This is a genomic window from Saccharicrinis sp. 156, from assembly GCF_050589685.1.
Classification (GTDB): domain Bacteria; phylum Bacteroidota; class Bacteroidia; order Bacteroidales; family Marinilabiliaceae; genus Saccharicrinis.
Genome location: NZ_JBNGOS010000017.1, coordinates 14628 through 33922, shown reverse-complemented (window position 1 = coordinate 33922; position 19295 = coordinate 14628). Strand labels below are relative to the sequence as shown.

Here is a 19295-nt window from a genome sequence, read left to right as displayed (position 1 = left end):
TTTAACAGGGAAAATAAACGCTCTTTCAAACCCAAAAATTACAGTGATAGTAGGTCTTTAAAATTAATGTTACCTCCGGAAAGTATAGATATGAGACAATATGTTGCCTTATTAATTTTATTGTTAAGTGTAAATGTAATTGCTGCAGAAAATTTGTTGCAAAACAGTTATTTGCGTAAAGGATTTACATTGAACGGAAAGTGGAATTATATTGTAGATGTTTATGAAACAGGTTACTACAATTATCGTTGGGAACCGCACGACGGATCAACCAATCCGGGTGCAGGTGCTTTTTTCCTTAACGAGAAACCTGAAACAAAAAAAGATTTGATCGAATACGATTTTGATATGGCTCCAACGCTTTTAGTACCGGGCGATTGGAACTCCCAAAAAGAAAAACTTTTTTATTACGAAGGTACTTTATGGTATAAAAAATCATTCGATATTCCTGATTTTGACTCAAACAAGCGTTACTATATTCATTTTGGAGCGGTAAACTACAGAGCCGATGTATACGTAAATGGTAAAAAACTGGGTATGCACAAAGGCGGTTTCACATCGTTTAATTATGAAATGACGGGAATAGTTGAAGCCAGGGACAACTTTGTGGTAGTAAGAGTAGATAATAAACGTGCTGCCGATGAGGTGCCAACCCTAAATACCGATTGGTGGAATTACGGGGGAATTACCAGAAGTGTAACTGTTTTTGAGTTAAGCCAAACCTTTATAGAAGATTATAGTCTGCAATTAGATAAGCAAAACATAAAGCTGTTAAATGGTTATGTACAGCTTAATGGAAAGGCTAAAGCTAACACCAAGGTTTCGTTATATATACCGGAACTTAAATTAAATAAAGAATTTACTACCGATGCTAACGGAAGGGTAGACTTTTCTATACCTGTTAAAAATATAAGCTTATGGAGTTGTGTAAACCCTAAGCTTTACCAAGTAAGGTTTACAACTGGTGAAGATTGCCTAAATGACAAAATAGGATTCCGCCAAATAACAACCAAAGGTTCAGATATATTGTTAAATAACGAAGTCGTTTTCTTAAAAGGAATATGTATTCACGAAGAAAATGGGATGCGCGGAGGCAGAGCACACTCTATGGAGGATGCACAAATGCTGTTAAACTGGGCCAAAGAATTGGGATGCAACTTTGTTCGTCTGGCGCATTATCCGCACAACGAAAATATGGTGCGCCTGGCTGATGAGATGGGGATACTTGTATGGAAAGAAAATCCTGTGTATTGGACGATTCAGTGGGAAAATCCGGAGACCTATAAAAAGGCAGAACAGCAATTAACAGAATTGATTGGCAGGGATAAAAACAGGGCATCAGTAATAATTTGGTCAATGGCCAATGAAACACCGCAATCAGATGCACGCTACACCTTTTTGTCCAACCTTGCTAAAAAAGCCCGTTCACTCGACAATACGCGTTTAATAAGTGCCGCATTAGAGGTGCATAGCACAGTGCCTGGTGGGAACACCATGGTTATCGAAGATAAATTTGCCGATAAGGTAGATATATTAAGTTTCAATCAATATTACGGCTGGTATTGGGGCGACGTTGAGAATATAAAAAATATAAGATGGAATATAGATATCGAGAAACCTGTTGTCATCTCAGAGTTTGGTGCCGGTGCATTGCAAGGATACCATGCAGATAGCCTTACAGTATGGAGTGAGGAATTCCAGGAGTTATTATACAAGGAAACATTGCCGGTTTTATATAAAATACCTCAAATAAGTGGAGTTGCACCCTGGATATTGGCGGATTTCCGATCCCCGCGCAGAGTGCTTATCCCTTATCAGGATGGATGGAACAGAAAAGGATTGATTTCAGAAACAGGTAATCGAAAAAAGGCATTCTATACGTTACAGAAGTTTTATAAAGAAATAGGCAATTGATAAGTCATTGTTGTGGCGCATTATACCTATTAACGGAACCATAAATAATTTGAATAAGAAAGATCTGGTTTATTCAACTTAGCGATTGATCATAAACCTAATGTTAAAAATGTAATTTTAAATCTATGATAAACAGATAAATATGAGATTGAACCCTTTGATATATCTGGTTTTGATGTTGATGGCATCATCATGCAAAAAGGCTGAAAAGCAATATGTGTATGTGGATGGTAAATACATTTACTCACCACAAGGCGAGTTATTACATCTGAAAGGAGTGAATTTGGGCAATTGGTTATTGCCGGAAGGATATATGTTCAAATTGAACGATTGCAACTCGCCACGCAAAATTGACCAGGCCATTCGCGAATTAATTGGAAATACTGCCACCACAGCTTTTTGGGATTCTTTTCTTGAAAATTATGTTACTGAAGCCGATATTAAATGGTTATCGGAAGCGGGTGTAAATATAATAAGGCTGCCATTTGATTATCGCTTGCTAACAAATGATGATTTTTTAGGCAGGAACATGCACGGCTACAAGTATATAGACAATACCTTGAATTGGTGCAAGAAATACAATATTTATGTTTTGCTGGATATGCATGGTGCGCCCGGGGGGCAAACCGGTGATAACATAGATAACAGTGATGGTTATCCCTGGCTTATGGTTGATGAAGGTATGAAACAAAAGGTCTCCGCTATATGGCGGGAGATAGCTGAAAGATATACTAATAATGCCACTGTTATCGGATACAATTTATTGAATGAACCCATCGCTCATTATTTTGATAAAGACAGTTTAAAAACTCATTTGGAACCCTTGTATAAAAGGATTACCAAAGCCATAAGAGAAGTGGATCGAAATCATATTATTTTTTTAGGAGGTGCTGAGTGGGAGACAGATTTTTCAGTGTTCTCGGAACCGTTTGACGATAAGCTGGCCTATACATTTCATAAGTATTGGATGCCAACTGAACAAAAAGAAATACAGGAGTATATTGATTTTAGAGAAAAGCATAACGTGCCCATATTAATGGGGGAAAGTGGTGAAAACACGGATGCATGGGTGAAAAAATTTAGAGATCTATTAGATAAAAATAGTGTTCATTGGACATTCTGGCCCTACAAGAAAATGGACAATACACGGGGGCCTATGAACTTTGATAAACCTGAGGGATATGACAGTTTTACGGCTTATGCGGAAGCAAACAGAAGCTCATTTGCTGCGATAAGGGCGCTGAAAGATAGTATTGGTGGAATAAATCCGGAGGAGATAATAAATATTTTGAATCTATATATAGAAAACAGCAAATTTGAAAATTGTTTTCCTAATGAGGGTTACTGCGAAGCATTAGGATTTAATAATTTCTAAATAAATAAAACAGCAATACTATACCTATGGAGTATTGAAGTATTGCTTGTAAGGGATAAACAGTTTTAGGAATCCTATAAACCTAAAAAAATATGGATATGATAAACAGGATATCAGCAATAATAGTAATCGTTTTAATGGTTAGTGCTTGTAACCAGCGTAGTAAATATGAACTGGTTTGGAGCGATGAGTTCGATTATACCGGTTTGCCCGATGAACTCAAATGGAATTACGATACGCTTGGTAACACTTGGGGATGGGGAAATAACGAGCTACAATATTATACATCGGCACGAAAAGAAAATGCCTGGGTAAGTAACGGAACATTAATCATCACTGCGTGTAAAGAGGAAGGATTTCCCGCACCATATACATCTGCCCGTTTAACAACGAAGGAAAAAGGAGACTGGCTGTATGGACGGATAGAGGTTAGGGCCAATATAAGCGAAGGTACCGGTATTTGGCCGGCCATATGGATGTTACCGACGGAAAACAAGTACGGCAACTGGCCCCACAGTGGCGAGATTGATATAATGGAATATGTGGGCTATCACCCGGATACGGTTCATTTTACCGTTCATACAGGTGCATTTAATGGAATGCACAAGACCCAGAAAACCAGAACAATATATTTACCCCATGCGGAAGATGCTTTTTATACCTATGCCGTTGAGTGGGAAAAGAATAAATGTGTTTTTTATGTGGATGACCAAAAGGTATATACGTTTCACAAGAAATCCGATAATACGGAAGAATGGCCTTTTGACCATCCGTTTTACCTAATACTAAACGTGGCTGTTGGAGGAAACTGGGGTGGTTTGTATGGTGTTGATGATTCTATCTTTCCGCAGACGATGGAAGTGGATTACGTAAGAGTATATCAAAGGAAAGAATAGTGAATTGTCGATGTTCTGATTCGATAATAAATAGTGGGGCGATATTTTAAATATTGATAGGTGCATCACGTGTTTGTAGAAAATAGATTATTGAAAAGAGAGTGTAGACGACCACTTTTATTTAGAAAACAGATTTTTACAAAATCGCGCTGCTAAAACGAATGGGATTGTTGTATTGAACTTAGTGCAACTTGGCGGGCTTTTTTCCGCGTGCTGGCGAAGCTTCAGCGGAGGAGCGTTGCCTGAGTGGGTTAAAAACAAAACTAATATAGTTAATATAATGAAGAAGAACAGTATTTATTTAGGGAATACAAATCTGAAATACGGGGGAGCTGAAGTTGAAGGAAAATTTGTAGAGCTTAATAACGAGAAGTTCTATAAAATTGGAAACTACGATCAAATGCCGGACTTTTTTATGAGCATTGTAAGTGATTCGGATCACTGGATGTTCATATCGAGTAATGGTTCTTTGTCGGCAGGACGAAAAGACAGGGATAATGCACTTTTTCCTTATTATACGGTTGATAAGATACATGATTATCAAGGTAAAACAGGAAGTGGAACTTATGTTTTGGTAGAAAAAGAGGACAAAAATTATTTGTGGGAACCTTTTTCTAAGGAACTTGGTGCTCTGTATAAAACAGAAAGAAATTTATACAAAAATTTATATGGAAACAAAATCCTGTTCGAAGAAGTGAATCACGAATTGGGACTTTGTTTTCGATATGCTTGGTGCTATACCGAAAAATTTGGATTCGTACGAAAATCATTTGTTTCAAATATAAGCCCTAAGGCGGTACGATTTGAAATTTTGGATGGCATAAAAAATATCCTGCCATATGGTATAGATTACGATTTCCAAAATGCTTACAGCAATTTGCTGGATGCTTATAAGAAGAACGAACTGGCAGAGGATACCAAACTGGGCATGTTTATGCTTAGCTCCATTCCCGTGGATAGGGCCGAGCCAAGCGAATCTTTAAAAACGACTACTGTTTGGTCTTCAGGTTTGGACAGCTGCAATGTTCTTTTGTCAGAAAAACAGGTTGACGGATTTAAAAGGGGACAACAGGTTCAAACCGAAGTGGATATCAGGGCATCACGAGGATCGTATTATGTAAATGCGGAATTGGAATTGGCACCTTCTGCATCAAAAGAGTGGATGCTGGTGGCAGAGATCAACCAGGATGCGGTAGCTGTCGCTAATTTGAAATCGTTCATCAAAAACGAGAATGATATCGCAAAAGCCATAGAAGCGGATATTAATTTGGGTACTGAAAACCTGATCAGGATTGTGGCCGATTCGGACGGTGTGCAATTAGGTAATGATGTATTGTCATCAACCCGCCATTTCTCGAACACTTTGTTTAATGTAATGCGCGGCGGTATATTTAACAACAATTACACGGTAGATATTGTCGATTTTAAACTATATGTTGGGCAAACTAACAAGCTAGTTTATAATAAGGTTAAGGACGGTATCGATTCTCTTCCAAAACAGATGACGTACCCGGAACTTTGTGCCTGGGCTTTGGAAAGCGAAGATGTTGATTTGTTGCGAATTGCCAATGAATACCTGCCATTGACATTTAGCAGAAGACATGGTGACCCGAGTCGTCCCTGGAATCAATTTTCCATTGAGACTAAAAATGAAGATGGCACACCAAAATTAAACTATCAGGGAAACTGGCGCGATATCTTCCAAAACTGGGAAGCTTTAGCTGTTTCGTATCCCGAATTTGTTGAGGGAATGATCACTAAGTTCGTGAACGCATCCACAGCCGACGGTTACAACCCTTATCGTATTACGCGCGAAGGTATCGATTGGGAATGTCCGGATCCGGAAGACCCTTGGGCGTACATTGGTTATTGGGGCGACCACCAAATAATTTACCTTCAAAAGTTTTTGGAGCAGTCCAATGCTTATCATCCTGGTAAGTTGGATAGTTTGTTAACCAGCGATATGTTTGTATATGCAAATGTACCATACCGTATAAAGCCGTATGATCAGATTGTAGCTAATCCGCAAGATACTATTGCTTTTGATGCCGCGTTAAACGAGCGGATAAAAGCAAAAGTTAAAGAAATTGGAGCAGATGCCCGAATGATTTCAAATGCGGAAGGTGATCTGTATCGTGTTAACTTAACCGAGAAGATATTAGTGACGATGCTTTCCAAGCTGAGCAACTTTATCCCGGAAGCAGGTATCTGGTTAAACACCCAACGTCCCGAATGGAACGATGCCAACAACGCTTTGGTAGGTAACGGGGTTTCCATGGTTACCTTATATTACTTGCGCAGATTCTTAAAGTTTTGGTCGGATAAATTTAGTTCTACAAGCATCAAGGAAGTGAGTGTTTCGGAAGAGGTGAAAGAATTAATGGATAGCATCTTTTCTCTTTTTGCAGATAAAAAGGCGCTTGCCCAAAAAGGATTCTCCGATGGGGAAAGAAGGTACTTTGCCGATGTTTTAGGTAGGGCCGGAGAAAAATATCGCAACAGTATTTATGCAGATTCATTCTCGGGTGTTAAAAAAACAATTAAGGCTGGCCAATTACTGGAATTCACTGATCTTGCTCTGGCATACATGGATCAGTCCATCAAGGTAAACAAACGAGAGGATGGTCTTTATCACGCATACAACTTAATTTCATTTGGCAAAAATACGGTTTCGGTGCGTTACCTGTACGAGATGTTGGAAGGGCAAGTGGCAGCTTTAAGTGCCGGTTGTTTTAGCGCACAGGAGAGTCTGGATGTATTGGATGCCTTAAAAGCAAGTGCGCTATTCCGCGAAGATCAATACAGCTATATCTTATATCCGGACAGGCAGTTGCCTCGCTTTGAGGATAAAAACAATATCCCCGCTGACAAGGTGAAGGAATCTAAGTTGTTGTCGCAAATACTTGCGGATCATAATGCATCTATTATAAGTGCCGATAAAAATGGCGTTTGTCACTTTAACGGAGCATTTAGAAATGCGGATGTCCTGGAAGAAGCCTTAAATAGCCTGGAAAACACTTCGTACAAAAAATTACTGGAGGAAGAAAAAGATGCTGTACTGAATATTTACGAAGAGATGTTCGATCATCAGTCGTTTACGGGCCGCTCGGGGACCTTTTACGGATATGAAGGATTAGGGAGTATCTACTGGCACATGGTATCCAAGTTATTGCTTGCCACTCAGGAAAGTTATTTCAATGCCCTCGAAGAAGGTGCGGACGCCGGCATTTTAGGTCGCATAATGGACCATTATTACGAGATTAAGGCAGGAATAGGTATTTATAAATCACCGGCACTTTATGGCGCTTTCCCAACTGATGCATATTCGCATTCTCCGGGTGGAGCAGGAGCAAAGCAACCTGGTATGACGGGGCAGGTAAAAGAAGATGTGATTAGTCGTATTGCAGAGCTGGGCGTTCAGGTTAAATCAGGGGAGATCATATTTAATACCAGCTTATTAAATAAGAATGATATTCTAACGGGGGAAGAGTTGTTTAATTATTATGATTTAGAAGGTAATAAGAAGCAAATTAAATTGAATAAGGGTCAGTTGGCATTTACCTTCTGCAAAGTTCCTGTGGTTTATTATTCCGGCAAAAATGAGCAAGTGTTAATAACATTTGCTAATGGGGAGTCAAAACTAATATCGGAATATACACTGGATAAAGAAACCAGTGAAAAGATATTTAACCGACAAGGGGACGTTGTGAAGATAGAGGTAGAATTAATTTAGGAAGTGATAAATATTAGCCCGGGGATTTAACCCCGGGTATAAAAAGCAATAGCAAACCGACTCAGCACTTGAATTTGATGGATTCAAACAGGCTTTGCCTCGGAAATTGAACAAAACAAGTTAGTACTATAACCATGTCAGCAAGAAAAGAACAGTTACTCTCACTTTATGGGGTGAATTTTTCAGGAAAGAAATACGGTGATTTACTGTCGTTGTATCAAAAAACACTCAACCAGGGAATGCATGGTTTGTGCATGAGTCCTTATGTTGAAGGGCAAAAGCCCGGAGATCAGTTAAGCCGTGAACAAATAGTGCGCAGGCTGGATATTATGAAACCTTATGCCCAATGGGTAAGAACCTTTTCATGTACCGAGGGCAATGAACTGATTCCTGCTATAGCCAAACAAAAAGGTATGAAAACATTGGTGGGTGCCTGGTTAGGTACCGATGCTGAAATCAACGAGCAGGAAATCACCAATGTGATTAAAGTGGCCAAGGAAGGTAATGCTGATATTGTGGCTGTTGGTAACGAAGTTTTATATAGGGAAGATTTAACGGAGGAAGAGTTACTTAATTTTATCAAGCGGGTAAAAGATGAACTGCCGGACATTCCTGTGGGCTACGTGGATGCTTACTATGAGTTTTGCAACCGTCAAACGGTAGCAGATGCCTGTGATGTAATATTGGCTAACTGCTACCCATTTTGGGAGGGGTGTTCTCTGGATGATTCTTTTTTGTACATGAAGGATATGTACCGAAGGGCTTTGATGGCCGCTAAAGGTAAAAAGGTAATTATTACGGAAACAGGTTGGCCCAATGCTGGGGGCGGCTTTTATGGTGCAGAAGCCTCAATCGAAAATGCCTTGAAATACTTTATCAATGCTCAACAATGGTCAAAACAAGAAGGTATCGAAATGTTCTATTTCTCATCCTTCGACGAAGCCTGGAAAACATCTTCGGAAGGTGATGTGGGAGCCTATTGGGGTATCTGGGACAAAGACGAGAAGCTGAAATATATAGAAGCATAATTAGATAAGTATCAGGTCGCAAGTATCAAGATTTGATATGTTGTGTAAATAAAAATCATGTGTCTTGATACTTGAATCATGTTGAACAAAATGAGATCCCGAAGCCTCTAATTTAGTCAACTTCGGGGATACTAAAATTAAGTATGAAAATTAAAGAACTAAATATAGAGCCGGGTAGGGCTATTTGTTACTCTGGTTTCCGCGAAGGACAAGCACCGGGAGACATATATCCGTCGTATGATCAAATCAAAGAAGATCTCCTGATTTTGCAAGGTCACTGGAAATACCTGAGGTTGTACGATTGCGATAAGCAAACCGACCTGGTGTTGGAAGCCATCAAGAACGAAAACCTGGATTTTAAGGTGATGTTGGGTGCTTATATAGGTGCCGAGATGAACAACTTCGGTTGCCCTTGGGGAGGATCTTACACGGAGGATGAACTGGTTTCAAACAAAGAAATGAACCAGTTGCAAATCCAAAAAATGATTAAGCTGGCTAACAAATACCCCGACATTATTTTTTCGCTTTCCGTAGGTAATGAAGCCACGGTACATTGGACGGATCATTATGTTCCGGTTGATAGCGTGATTGAATATGTAAGAATGGTGAAAAAAGAAGCCAAACAACCGGTGACATTCTGCGAAAATTATGTGCCCTGGAAAGATAAGCTAAAGAAATTAGTAGAAGAGGTGGATTTTATCTCTATCCACACCTATCCCGTTTGGGAATACAAACATATCCATGAATCACTGGAATATACAAAACAGAATTATTATGGAATCGCAGATAGATATCCGCATAAACCTGTGGTAATCACAGAAGCGGGTTGGGCAACTAACTCAAACGGTAGAGGTATTGACCCGGAAAATGTCAGTCAGGATTTGCAACAAATTTATTATAATGATCTAATGAATTGGTGTAATGCAGAGGGGATTTTGACTTTTGTTTTTGAGGCTTTCGATGAACCTTGGAAAGGATCACCGGACGCCAACGAACCTGAGAAACACTGGGGCTTGTTTACCGTGGATAGAAAACCTAAAAAAGTGATGCAGCATTTGTTTTAAGTAACAGGTAGAACGGAGAGCGGAGAGCGGAATAAAGCCCCAAAGCGCCTTCCGTGACAAGCACGGAACAGGTAGTCCCGAATTTACTACGGGAGGTGAGGTTAATAACCACAGTTTGTCTGGAGTGCGATTACGAAATGTAAATCAAGCCCTGAAGGGGGGATATCGTAAAAGCCCAGGGCGATGCTCTGGGTAAAATAAAAAAATTAAACCGACGCATCACGTTGTTGAGAAATGTGTAAACAAACTTTGCGTCGGGATACAAGGATGGAAAAATAAACTATAGGATATGAAATCACTCTGGAAAATAACACTAATCCTTTTTGTCTTGGCAGGATGTCAATCACCTAAGCAAAAAAAGGTGTCATCAGTGGAGCTGGAGAATGAAATTGAAATGATACAACCAAAATCGGCCCTATTGTCCGGTTTGTCCGCCGCCATCTGTTATTCCGGATTCCGAAGCGGTCAACACCCTGATAGAGGCAACGGAGCCGTTAATCCGTCATACGATGAAATACTGGAGGACCTTCATATCCTGTCAAAAAACAATATGTACCAGTTGATCCGACTTTACGATAGCGGAGTGAATACCCAAATGGTGTTGAACGTCATCAAAGAAAACAAGATCGATATTAAAGTTTTATTAGGTATTTGGCTCGATGCGGAACTCAGTGCGCACGAAACTTGCGAATGGCTTTCAGAACCCATACCTCAGGATGAGTTAGATCAGAATAAGAAGAAAAATTTGACGGAAATTGCCAATGGCATTAAGCTGGCAAACGCATACCCGGAAATTATTTGTGCTGTAAACGTGGGTAACGAGTGTTTGGTGGATTGGAACGACCACAAAGTTTCACCAGATACTATCATTTCCTATGTAAATCATGTAAAAAGCCAGATATCTCAACCTGTAACCGTTGCTGATAACTATAAGTGGTGGGCCGATCATGGAACTGAGCTGGCCAACGTGGTGGATTTTGTTTCGATTCATGTTTACCCGGTTTGGGAGGGAAAAGATATGGATGAGGGAATAGTATATACGGTGGAGAATGTTAAAGAAGTGCAAAGCGCATTGCCTGGTAGTAAAATAGTAATTACAGAAGCAGGTTGGGCATCGGTAGCCTCAGAATTTGGAGAAAGGGCCAGTGAGGAAAAACAGAAACAATACTATAACTGGATAATGGAATGGTCAAAGGAAAACAATATCACCACCTTCTTTTTTGAGGCCTTTGATGAGGACTGGAAAGGTAATCCAGATAATTCACTTGGGGCCGAAAAACATTGGGGAATATTTACCGTAGATCGCAAACCTAAAAAAGTAATGAAGGGGATTTATCCTGAACTATAAAAGAATACAACTACCCGTATAATCGGGTGGTATATGAATAAACATCTACAAAAATGAAATCTAAAATCTACAAAATATGACACATATTAAAACAGTGAAGGAAGACAAAGTCCCCTTCGGACAAAAAATGGCGTTTGGTTCAGGACACCTAGCCAACCAGTTATTTCCGGCTGCTTTAGGTGTGTTTATGGTTGTTTTGGTCATGTCGTTGGGTATGTCACCGATTCTTGCAGGAATACTCGGGGCATTACCACGCTTGTTGGATGCCTTAACTGATCCAATTATGGGTTTTATATCTGACAACACTAAATCGAAATGGGGTCGCAGAAAACCATATATTCTATTAGGTAGTGTAATTTCAGGAGTGTCGTTTATGATTATGTGGCAATTAAATCCGCAAAATTCTGAGCTTTATAACTTTTTTTACTTTTTAATTGTTTCCATTTTTTTCTATATCGGTTATACCATTTTTGCTACTCCATTAATTGGTTTGGGGTACGAAATGACACCTGATTATAACGAAAGAACAAGATTAATGGCTGTGTCTCAATTTATGGGACAAATTGCATGGATGGTAGCCCCTTGGTTTTGGGTAATTATCTATAATGAGTCTATCTTTGAAACAGCACCCGAAGGAGCACGTATTATGTCGGTTTGGGTAGGGGGAGTATGTATGATTTTGGGGATAATGCCTGCTTTGTTTAACAAAGAATTAATTGTGCCAGAACAGGATAAGATTAAAAATCTTTCCAGAGCTGAAATGGCCAATAATGTAAAAGAATTTTTAAAGGGTATTAAATTAACTTTACAAAACAAGCCCTTTGTAAAGCTTTGTACTTCAACGTTTTTAATATTTAATGGTTTCCAAACTATTGCACAGTTTGCCATGTTTATTATTGTGTATTATCTTTTTAATGGTGATAAGTCAGCAGCAGGATCCTGGCCGGCATGGTTCGGAACTATCAGTGCTATGGCTACCGCATTTTTAGTTATTCCCATTGTTACAAAGATATCGGAAAAGGTTGGAAAGAAGAATGCTTTTATTATTGCAACGCTCCTTTCTATTATTGGATACGCTCTTAAATGGTGGGGATATACACCAGATAATCCTTGGTTAATGTTTATGCCTATTCCATTCTTGTCTTTTGGTATAGGTGGATTATTTACATTAATGATGTCCATGACGGCAGATGTTTGTGATTTGGACGAATTAAACAACGGAGAGCGTCGCGAAGCCATGTTTGGTGCCGTATATTGGTGGATGGTAAAATTGGGTACTGCACTTGCGTTATTAACCAGTGGTATTGTATTGCAGTATGTAGGGTTCAACCAGGATGTAGAAGTACAAACAATAGAAACAATGACTAATCTTCGATTGGCAGATATCATCATACCTATATTTACAGGTATTATAGCCATTGTGGTAATGCGTAAGTACGATGTTACCGAAGAAAAAGCCAACGAAATAAGAGAAGCCTTAATTGCCCGTCGTGGTAAAGTGCATCATCAGGGAGAAAAATAATTATAAATATATTATGAGACAGTTAAAAAAAATGACATGGATAGCTTTATTTTTTGTTGGCATGTCTATATTACCAGCTTGCACGTCTAAAAACGAATATAAGCTGGTTTGGGAGGATGAATTTGAATATACAGGTTTACCCGATTCAACCCTTTGGGATTACGACCAGGAGGGCAACCCACATGGTTGGGGTAACAACGAAGAACAATTCTACACCAGGGAACGAAAGGAGAATGCCTGGGTGGAGAATGGCATTCTGAATATCACGGCCATTCAGGAACCATATCAGGATAAAAACTTCACTTCAGCCCGATTAATCTCCACAGCAGATTGGCAATATGGTAAGGTAGAAGTGCGTGCCAAATTACCGGATGCCAGAGGAACCTGGTCGGCCATATGGATGATGCCTGGCGGCTGGACCTTTGATGATGGTGATTGGCCCAATATAGGTGAGATTGATATCATGGAACATGTAGGGCACGATTTGGGCGTAATCCATGCCTCGGCACATTCCAAGGATTACCAATGGCAAAAGCAGACACAAAAAACTGCTACGGTAAAAATAGAAGGTGTCAATGAAGAGTTTCATTCTTACATTCTTGAATGGACACCGGAGGTGATGAAGGCCTATGTGGATGATAACCTTTATTTCACCTATCGAAATGAGGGACTGGGAGTAGACAAATGGCCTTATGATAAACCATTTTATTTGATTTTGAATGTGGCAGTAGGAGGCGCATGGGGAAGCGTTGAAGGAATAGACAGCCTTGCCTTTCCCCAAACCATGGAAGTGGATTATGTAAGGATTTATCAGAAGAAGTGAAATGTAATAAACTCACCGTGTGACTATTCTCAATCTGTCAAAAGTCAAACGGCGAGTAAAATAATAAACAATGAACAAAATAACAGCGAAATTATCCATCAAAGAAAAAATCGGTTATAGTCTGGGCGATACTGCTTCTCATTTTGTATGGGATATGGTAGGGTTCTGGATTCTAATCTTTTACACGGATACCTTTGGGATTTCGGCAGCCGCAGCCGGTACCATCATGCTTATCGCCCGCTCGTGGGATTTCCTGAACGACCCGATAATGGGTATTATTGCCGATAGGACCAACACCCGGTGGGGAAAATTCCGACCATATATTTTATGGATGGCTTTGCCTTACAGTGTTTTGGCAGTGTTGACATTTACCACGCCTGATTTTGGTGAAACGGGTAAAGTGATTTATGCCGCAGTCACCTATTTGTTGTTAATGACCGTTTTTACTGCAATCAATCTTCCTTATTCCTCTCTTGGGGCAGTGATGACGGCAGATAGCACTGAAAGAGCTGGATTGAATTCCTATCGGTTTATTTTCGCATTTGTGGGGCAATTGATCGTTTCGGGAACGGCCTTGACATTGGCCAACTATTTTGGAGGAGGCGACAGTGCAAAAGGTTATCAATATACACTTACATTGTTCGCGCTTATCAGCTTGATATTATTTGTCATTACCTTTAAGTCAACCAAAGAGAGGGTACAGCCACCAAAAGAACAGAAAGTAGATTTAAAAGCAGATCTTAAAAACCTCTTCAAAAACCGACCTTGGGTCATCTTGTTTTTTGTAGGCATTATTTCCTTTGTGATGTTTGCCATGCAAAACCTGGCGGTAGCCTATTATTTTAAGTATTATATCGGTAATGCTGAAAACGTGCAACTATTCAACGTTATTGGTACCATAGCCTTAATTCTCACGATACCTATATCAAAACCACTGGCAAAAAAGTTTGGAAACAGAAACGTATTTTTGGCCAGTTCCCTTCTTTCAGGTCTCTTTTTCATATTGCTATACTTACCAGGTCCGGAAAATACTTATATGATATATGGCTTCAATATTTTAGCTAAAATGGCATATGCTCCTGCTGTACCTTTGTTGTGGACAATGTTGGGAGATACAGCTGATTATTCAGAATGGAAAACAGGTCGTCGTGCAACGGGGTTGGTTTTCTCGGCTGCTACATTCGCCCAAAAGGCAGGATGGGGAATAGGAGGAGCTTTGGCGGGATGGTTGTTGGCCCTATATAAATTTGAACCAAATGTTGAGCAAACAGAATCAGCTATTACCGGTATTAAAATGATGATTTCCGTTTTCCCCGGCATACTATATATGTCATGTTCCATACTGCTTTTCTTCTATAGCATCGATCACAAAACGTCACTGGTCATGCAAAATGATCTGGAAGCAAGAAGAGCGGAAGAATGAGCAAGAGGGAGAAAGTAACAAGGGAAATGAAGGCCTGAGATGGCAAGAATACCCTGAAAAGGTTATAGAACCTGGTCCAGGGTATCGCCCTAAGTATATAAAAATACCATACCAACGCAACACAAACGTAATTGTTTTATGAAATTAGGTTTTGCGTCGGAACCATTACAAATTGAAATATAGAAACCATGAAAACGACCACTTTCATCACAGCAATCATTAGTATTATCATCCTTATGAGCTGTAATTCAAAATCATCATTAAATTTTGATGTATACGAAACTTCTGTAGATGGACATAAACTGGAAAAGGTAACTGAATTTAAAAATGTTGAAAACCCTGCGGAAGTTATGCTTCATCCAGAAGAAAAATTCCAGACGATCACCGGTTTTGGTGGATCTTTTACAGAAGCTTCGGCTTATTTGTTAAATCAACTCAGCAAAGAAAACAGGGAAAAGATACTAAGCGCTTATTTTGGTCCTGAAGGCGCTGCTTATTCATTAACCAGAACACATATCAATTCTTGCGATTTCTCGGTAAGCAACTATTCCTATGCTCCCGTTGAAGGTGATAAGGAGTTAAAACATTTCTCGATAGATGAAGACCGTGACGATATTATCCCGATGATTAAAGAGGCGCAAGCCATATCAAAAGATGGATTTAAAATTATGGCTTCTCCTTGGACGGCTTCTCCTTGGATGAAGGATAACAAGGACTGGAGAGGTGGAAAATTACTGCCGGAATATTATGATACATGGGCTTTGTTTTTTTCAAAATATATTGATGCATACAAAGCGGAAGGAATTGATATTTGGGGATTAACGGTTGAAAATGAGCCTTTGGGTAACAATAATAACTGGGAGAGCATGCACTTTTCGGCAGAAGAGATGGTCGATTTTGTAAAGAATCATATGGGGCCGCAATTGGAAAAAACGCATCCGGATGTTAAGATATTTGGCTATGACCAGAATAGGGGAGAGGAACTGGAAGAGTGGGCCAGGGTAATGTATAAAGATGAAGAGTCATCTAAATATTTTGATGGTATGGCCATTCATTGGTATGCTAGTACTTACGATTGGTTCCCTGAGTCATTAAATTTTACACATGAAATGGCTCCTGAAAAATCCATCATTAATTCAGAGGCTTGTGTGGATGCAGAAGTGCCGCATTGGCAAGATGATGCGTGGTACTGGGCGAAAGAGGCTACAGACTGGGGCTGGGATTGGGCACCAGATGATCAAAAGTATTTACATCCTAAGTATGTGCCTGTGTACCGTTATGCCAGAAATATAATAGGTAGTTTGAATAATTGGGTTGACGGATGGATTGACTGGAATATGGTACTGAACAGGCAAGGCGGACCCAACTGGTTTAAAAATTGGTGCGTGGCACCTGTGATAGTGGATCCGGATAAAGATGAAGTATACTTTACACCTTTGTATCATACCATGGCTCATTTTAGTAAATATATCCGGCCGGGGGCAGTCCGTATAGGTTTTAATAATTCGGATGACGACTTGATGGTTACAGCAGCAAAGAATATTGATGGTTCGGTGGCTGTTGTTATTTTGAACATGGAACAACAGGCAAAAAGCATTAAGCTTTCCCTGGGAGAAAGCACAAAGGATATTCGTATAAGTGCTAAGGCCATCCAAACGGTTATCATATCTGAATAGTACAGATTTTTATTTGTGTATGATCAAATTTGGCGAATTACATGTGGTGTTTAAAAAAAAATGGTAATCTCATGAAACGAATTTTATTAGTATCTACATTTCTATTCATTGCAATACTTATGAAAGCTCAAGGTAATGATATTCAAAAAAAAGTAGATGAGCTTGTATCTCAACTTAGTTTGGAAGAAAAGGTATTGCTCTGTTCGGGCAGGGACGATTGGAGTACACAATCTATCCAAAGGTTGAATATTCCCTGGATCTGGATGTCCGATGGTCCGCACGGGTTAAGACGTGCACCGGCCACCAATAAGGCAGGTTATGGCGACCAGCTACCCGCAACTTGTTTTCCTACCGCTTCAGCTTTATCTGCAACATGGGATGTTGATTTAATTTACAAAGTTGGGCAAGCATTGGGCGAAGAATGTCAGGCTTTGGATGTCAATGTTCTTCTGGGTCCCGGAGTGAATATTAAGCGTTCGGTATTAGGAGGAAGGAACTTTGAGTATTTTACCGAAGATCCAGTGCTTTCAGGCGAGATGGGAGCTGCATACATAAACGGTGTCCAAAGCCAGGGCGTGGGAACTTCCTTAAAGCACTTTGTGGCCAATAACGTAGAAACCATGCGTATGTTTATGAACTCGAATGTAGATATGCGAACGCTGCACGAAATTTACCTGACACCATTCGAGATGGCTATTAAAAAAGCGCAGCCATGGACAGTAATGGCTTGCTATAACAGGGTTCAGGGGGAGTATGGTACACAGAGTCCATATCTTTTAACCGACATACTTAAAAAAGACTGGGGGTTTGAAGGAATCGTAATTTCTGATTGGTTCGCTATTGTTGACAGGGTTAAAGCATTGCATGCGGGCATGCACATAGAAATGCCACATGTAAGCGATGTAAATGACAACATATTGCTGGAGGCGGTGAAAAATGGTCAGCTGGAAGAAGCTGTTTTGGATAATATTGTACGGGATATTTTAAAGATAGTATTAAAAGCCGATGCACTGAAAAAACAAGGGGCAGATCAAAAAGTTAAGGAGCATCATGCTTTTGCAAGAAAGGTTGCTTCAGAAGCGGCCACTTTATTAAAAAATGAGAAGCAGGTATTGCCAATTAGCAGTACAAAATATAAAAAGGTAGCTATTATAGGCGAATTTGCTAAAAATCCTCGTTATCAAGGGAATGGAAGTTCAGAAGTTAAGCCGACGCAATTGGATAATATTTATGATATTATTGAAAAGGAGTATGGTGAAGGGGTGAAGATTACTTATGCACAAGGCTATACTTTAAAAGATGACAATGATGTAAGCTTCATTGAAAAAGCGGTTAAAGTGGCAAAGGAGGCTGATATCGCTTTAATATTCGCAGGTTTGCCATTGTCCTACGAGTCGGAAGGAATTGATCGTAAGCATATCGATATGCCGATATCTCACAATCGGTTGATTGCTGAAATCGCAGAAGTCCAGGAGAATACGGTTGTTGTTTTAACCAACGGAAGTGCGGTTGCCATGCCTTGGGTTAAGGATGTGGAAGCTGTGTTAGAAGCCTGGCTGGGAGGACAAGCAGGAGCCGGCGGTGTAGCTGATGTTTTGTTCGGAAAGGTAAACCCTTCCGGTAAGCTGGCGGAAACATTTCCCGTTCGATTAGAAGATACCCCTGCATTTTTAAACTTTCCGGGCGAGCAGGGAGACGTGCTCTATGGCGAGCGTATATTTGTAGGTTATCGTTATTACGATAAAAAGAAGATTGAACCGCTTTTTCCGTTCGGTCATGGCTTATCCTATACCAAATTTGAATATACCGATATAAAAGTATCTTCTAAAAATATTACGGATAAGGATGTTCTGGAGATCACGGTAACTGTAAAAAATACAGGAAGCATAGTGGGTAAAGAAATAGTTCAGCTGTACGTGTCAGATACGGAATGCACATTACAACGTCCGGAGAAGGAACTGAAAAAGTTTGCCAAAGTTGAATTAGCTCCCGGAGAATCAAAAAAGGTTGTTTTTGAATTAAGCGGTCGCGATTTCTCGTATTATGATGCTAAAAGAGACACCTGGGTGGCGGAAAGTGGTGCGTTTGTTATTTCAGCGGCCGCTTCTTCAAGAGATATCCGCAAAACGGAAACGATTCACTTAAAATCCACGCAAAGATTACCGATGATGGTGGATGAATATACTTTTGTAAAGGAGCTATGGGAAAACAAACAAACCCGCAAGTTCATTAAAGAATATATGCCGGAATGGATTGGGGGATGGGTGCCAGAAGGAAAATCAGTGGACGAAGCTAATATTCCGGGATTCTTTTTGGAGCATCCTATAATTAAGTTGCCGTACATAACCAGCGGCGAAGTAAGACATCAGCAAGTAAAAGAGATTGTTGAAAAATGCAATAAATTAACCTACACGCCGGAAAAGATTACCTTTAAGGAAGTAGAAAATGTGAGTTTTTGATGTGGTTTAAGATTGCGTCCGAAAGTCATAAAGC

The 19295-nt window shown here is 39.9% G+C and carries 12 protein-coding genes; all 12 read left to right on the top strand.

What is annotated here, in order from left to right:
- Positions 1 to 90: 90 nt before the first annotated feature.
- The 12 genes from ACRD64_RS12195 to ACRD64_RS12140 all read left to right on the top strand — a co-directional run bounded on the left by ACRD64_RS12195 (position 91) and on the right by ACRD64_RS12140 (position 19261).
- Positions 91 to 1914: a glycoside hydrolase family 2 protein gene (locus tag ACRD64_RS12195; protein WP_430933645.1), complete on the top strand. Its 1824-nt coding sequence runs from the start codon at positions 91 to 93 to the stop codon at positions 1912 to 1914.
- Between the two features lie 142 nt (positions 1915 to 2056).
- On the top strand, positions 2057 to 3289 hold the full coding sequence (locus ACRD64_RS12190) for a glycoside hydrolase family 5 protein (protein ID WP_430933644.1): 1233 nt from the start codon (positions 2057 to 2059) through the stop codon (positions 3287 to 3289).
- A 98-nt stretch (positions 3290 to 3387) separates the two neighbouring features.
- Complete coding sequence (locus tag ACRD64_RS12185; RefSeq protein WP_430933642.1) at positions 3388 to 4185, top strand: glycoside hydrolase family 16 protein; 798 nt, start codon at positions 3388 to 3390, stop codon at positions 4183 to 4185.
- A 280-nt stretch (positions 4186 to 4465) separates the two neighbouring features.
- Positions 4466 to 7918 carry a hypothetical protein gene (locus tag ACRD64_RS12180; RefSeq protein WP_430933641.1) on the top strand — a complete coding sequence of 1151 codons (3453 nt, stop codon included), beginning with the start codon at positions 4466 to 4468 and terminating at the stop codon, positions 7916 to 7918.
- Between the two features lie 134 nt (positions 7919 to 8052).
- Positions 8053 to 8946: a glycosyl hydrolase family 17 protein gene (locus tag ACRD64_RS12175; RefSeq protein ID WP_430933640.1), complete on the top strand. Its 894-nt coding sequence runs from the start codon at positions 8053 to 8055 to the stop codon at positions 8944 to 8946.
- 143 nt (positions 8947 to 9089) lie between these two features.
- A complete protein-coding gene (locus ACRD64_RS12170; protein WP_430933639.1) occupies positions 9090 to 10010 on the top strand; it encodes a glycosyl hydrolase family 17 protein in 921 nt (306 codons plus the stop codon).
- A 289-nt stretch (positions 10011 to 10299) separates the two neighbouring features.
- Entirely contained in the window at positions 10300 to 11358 is a 1059-nt protein-coding gene (locus tag ACRD64_RS12165; protein ID WP_430933638.1) for a glycosyl hydrolase family 17 protein, read from the top strand.
- Positions 11359 to 11434: 76 nt separating this feature from the next.
- Positions 11435 to 12880: an MFS transporter gene (locus ACRD64_RS12160; protein WP_430933636.1), complete on the top strand. Its 1446-nt coding sequence runs from the start codon at positions 11435 to 11437 to the stop codon at positions 12878 to 12880.
- A 13-nt stretch (positions 12881 to 12893) separates the two neighbouring features.
- Complete coding sequence (locus tag ACRD64_RS12155; RefSeq protein ID WP_430933635.1) at positions 12894 to 13703, top strand: glycoside hydrolase family 16 protein; 810 nt, start codon at positions 12894 to 12896, stop codon at positions 13701 to 13703.
- Positions 13704 to 13773: 70 nt separating this feature from the next.
- Positions 13774 to 15126: an MFS transporter gene (locus ACRD64_RS12150; protein WP_430933634.1), complete on the top strand. Its 1353-nt coding sequence runs from the start codon at positions 13774 to 13776 to the stop codon at positions 15124 to 15126.
- Between the two features lie 188 nt (positions 15127 to 15314).
- Complete coding sequence (locus ACRD64_RS12145; protein WP_430933633.1) at positions 15315 to 16802, top strand: glycoside hydrolase family 30 protein; 1488 nt, start codon at positions 15315 to 15317, stop codon at positions 16800 to 16802.
- A gap of 71 nt (positions 16803 to 16873) precedes the next feature.
- Complete coding sequence (locus ACRD64_RS12140; protein ID WP_430933632.1) at positions 16874 to 19261, top strand: glycoside hydrolase family 3 C-terminal domain-containing protein; 2388 nt, start codon at positions 16874 to 16876, stop codon at positions 19259 to 19261.
- Positions 19262 to 19295 lie beyond the last annotated feature (34 nt).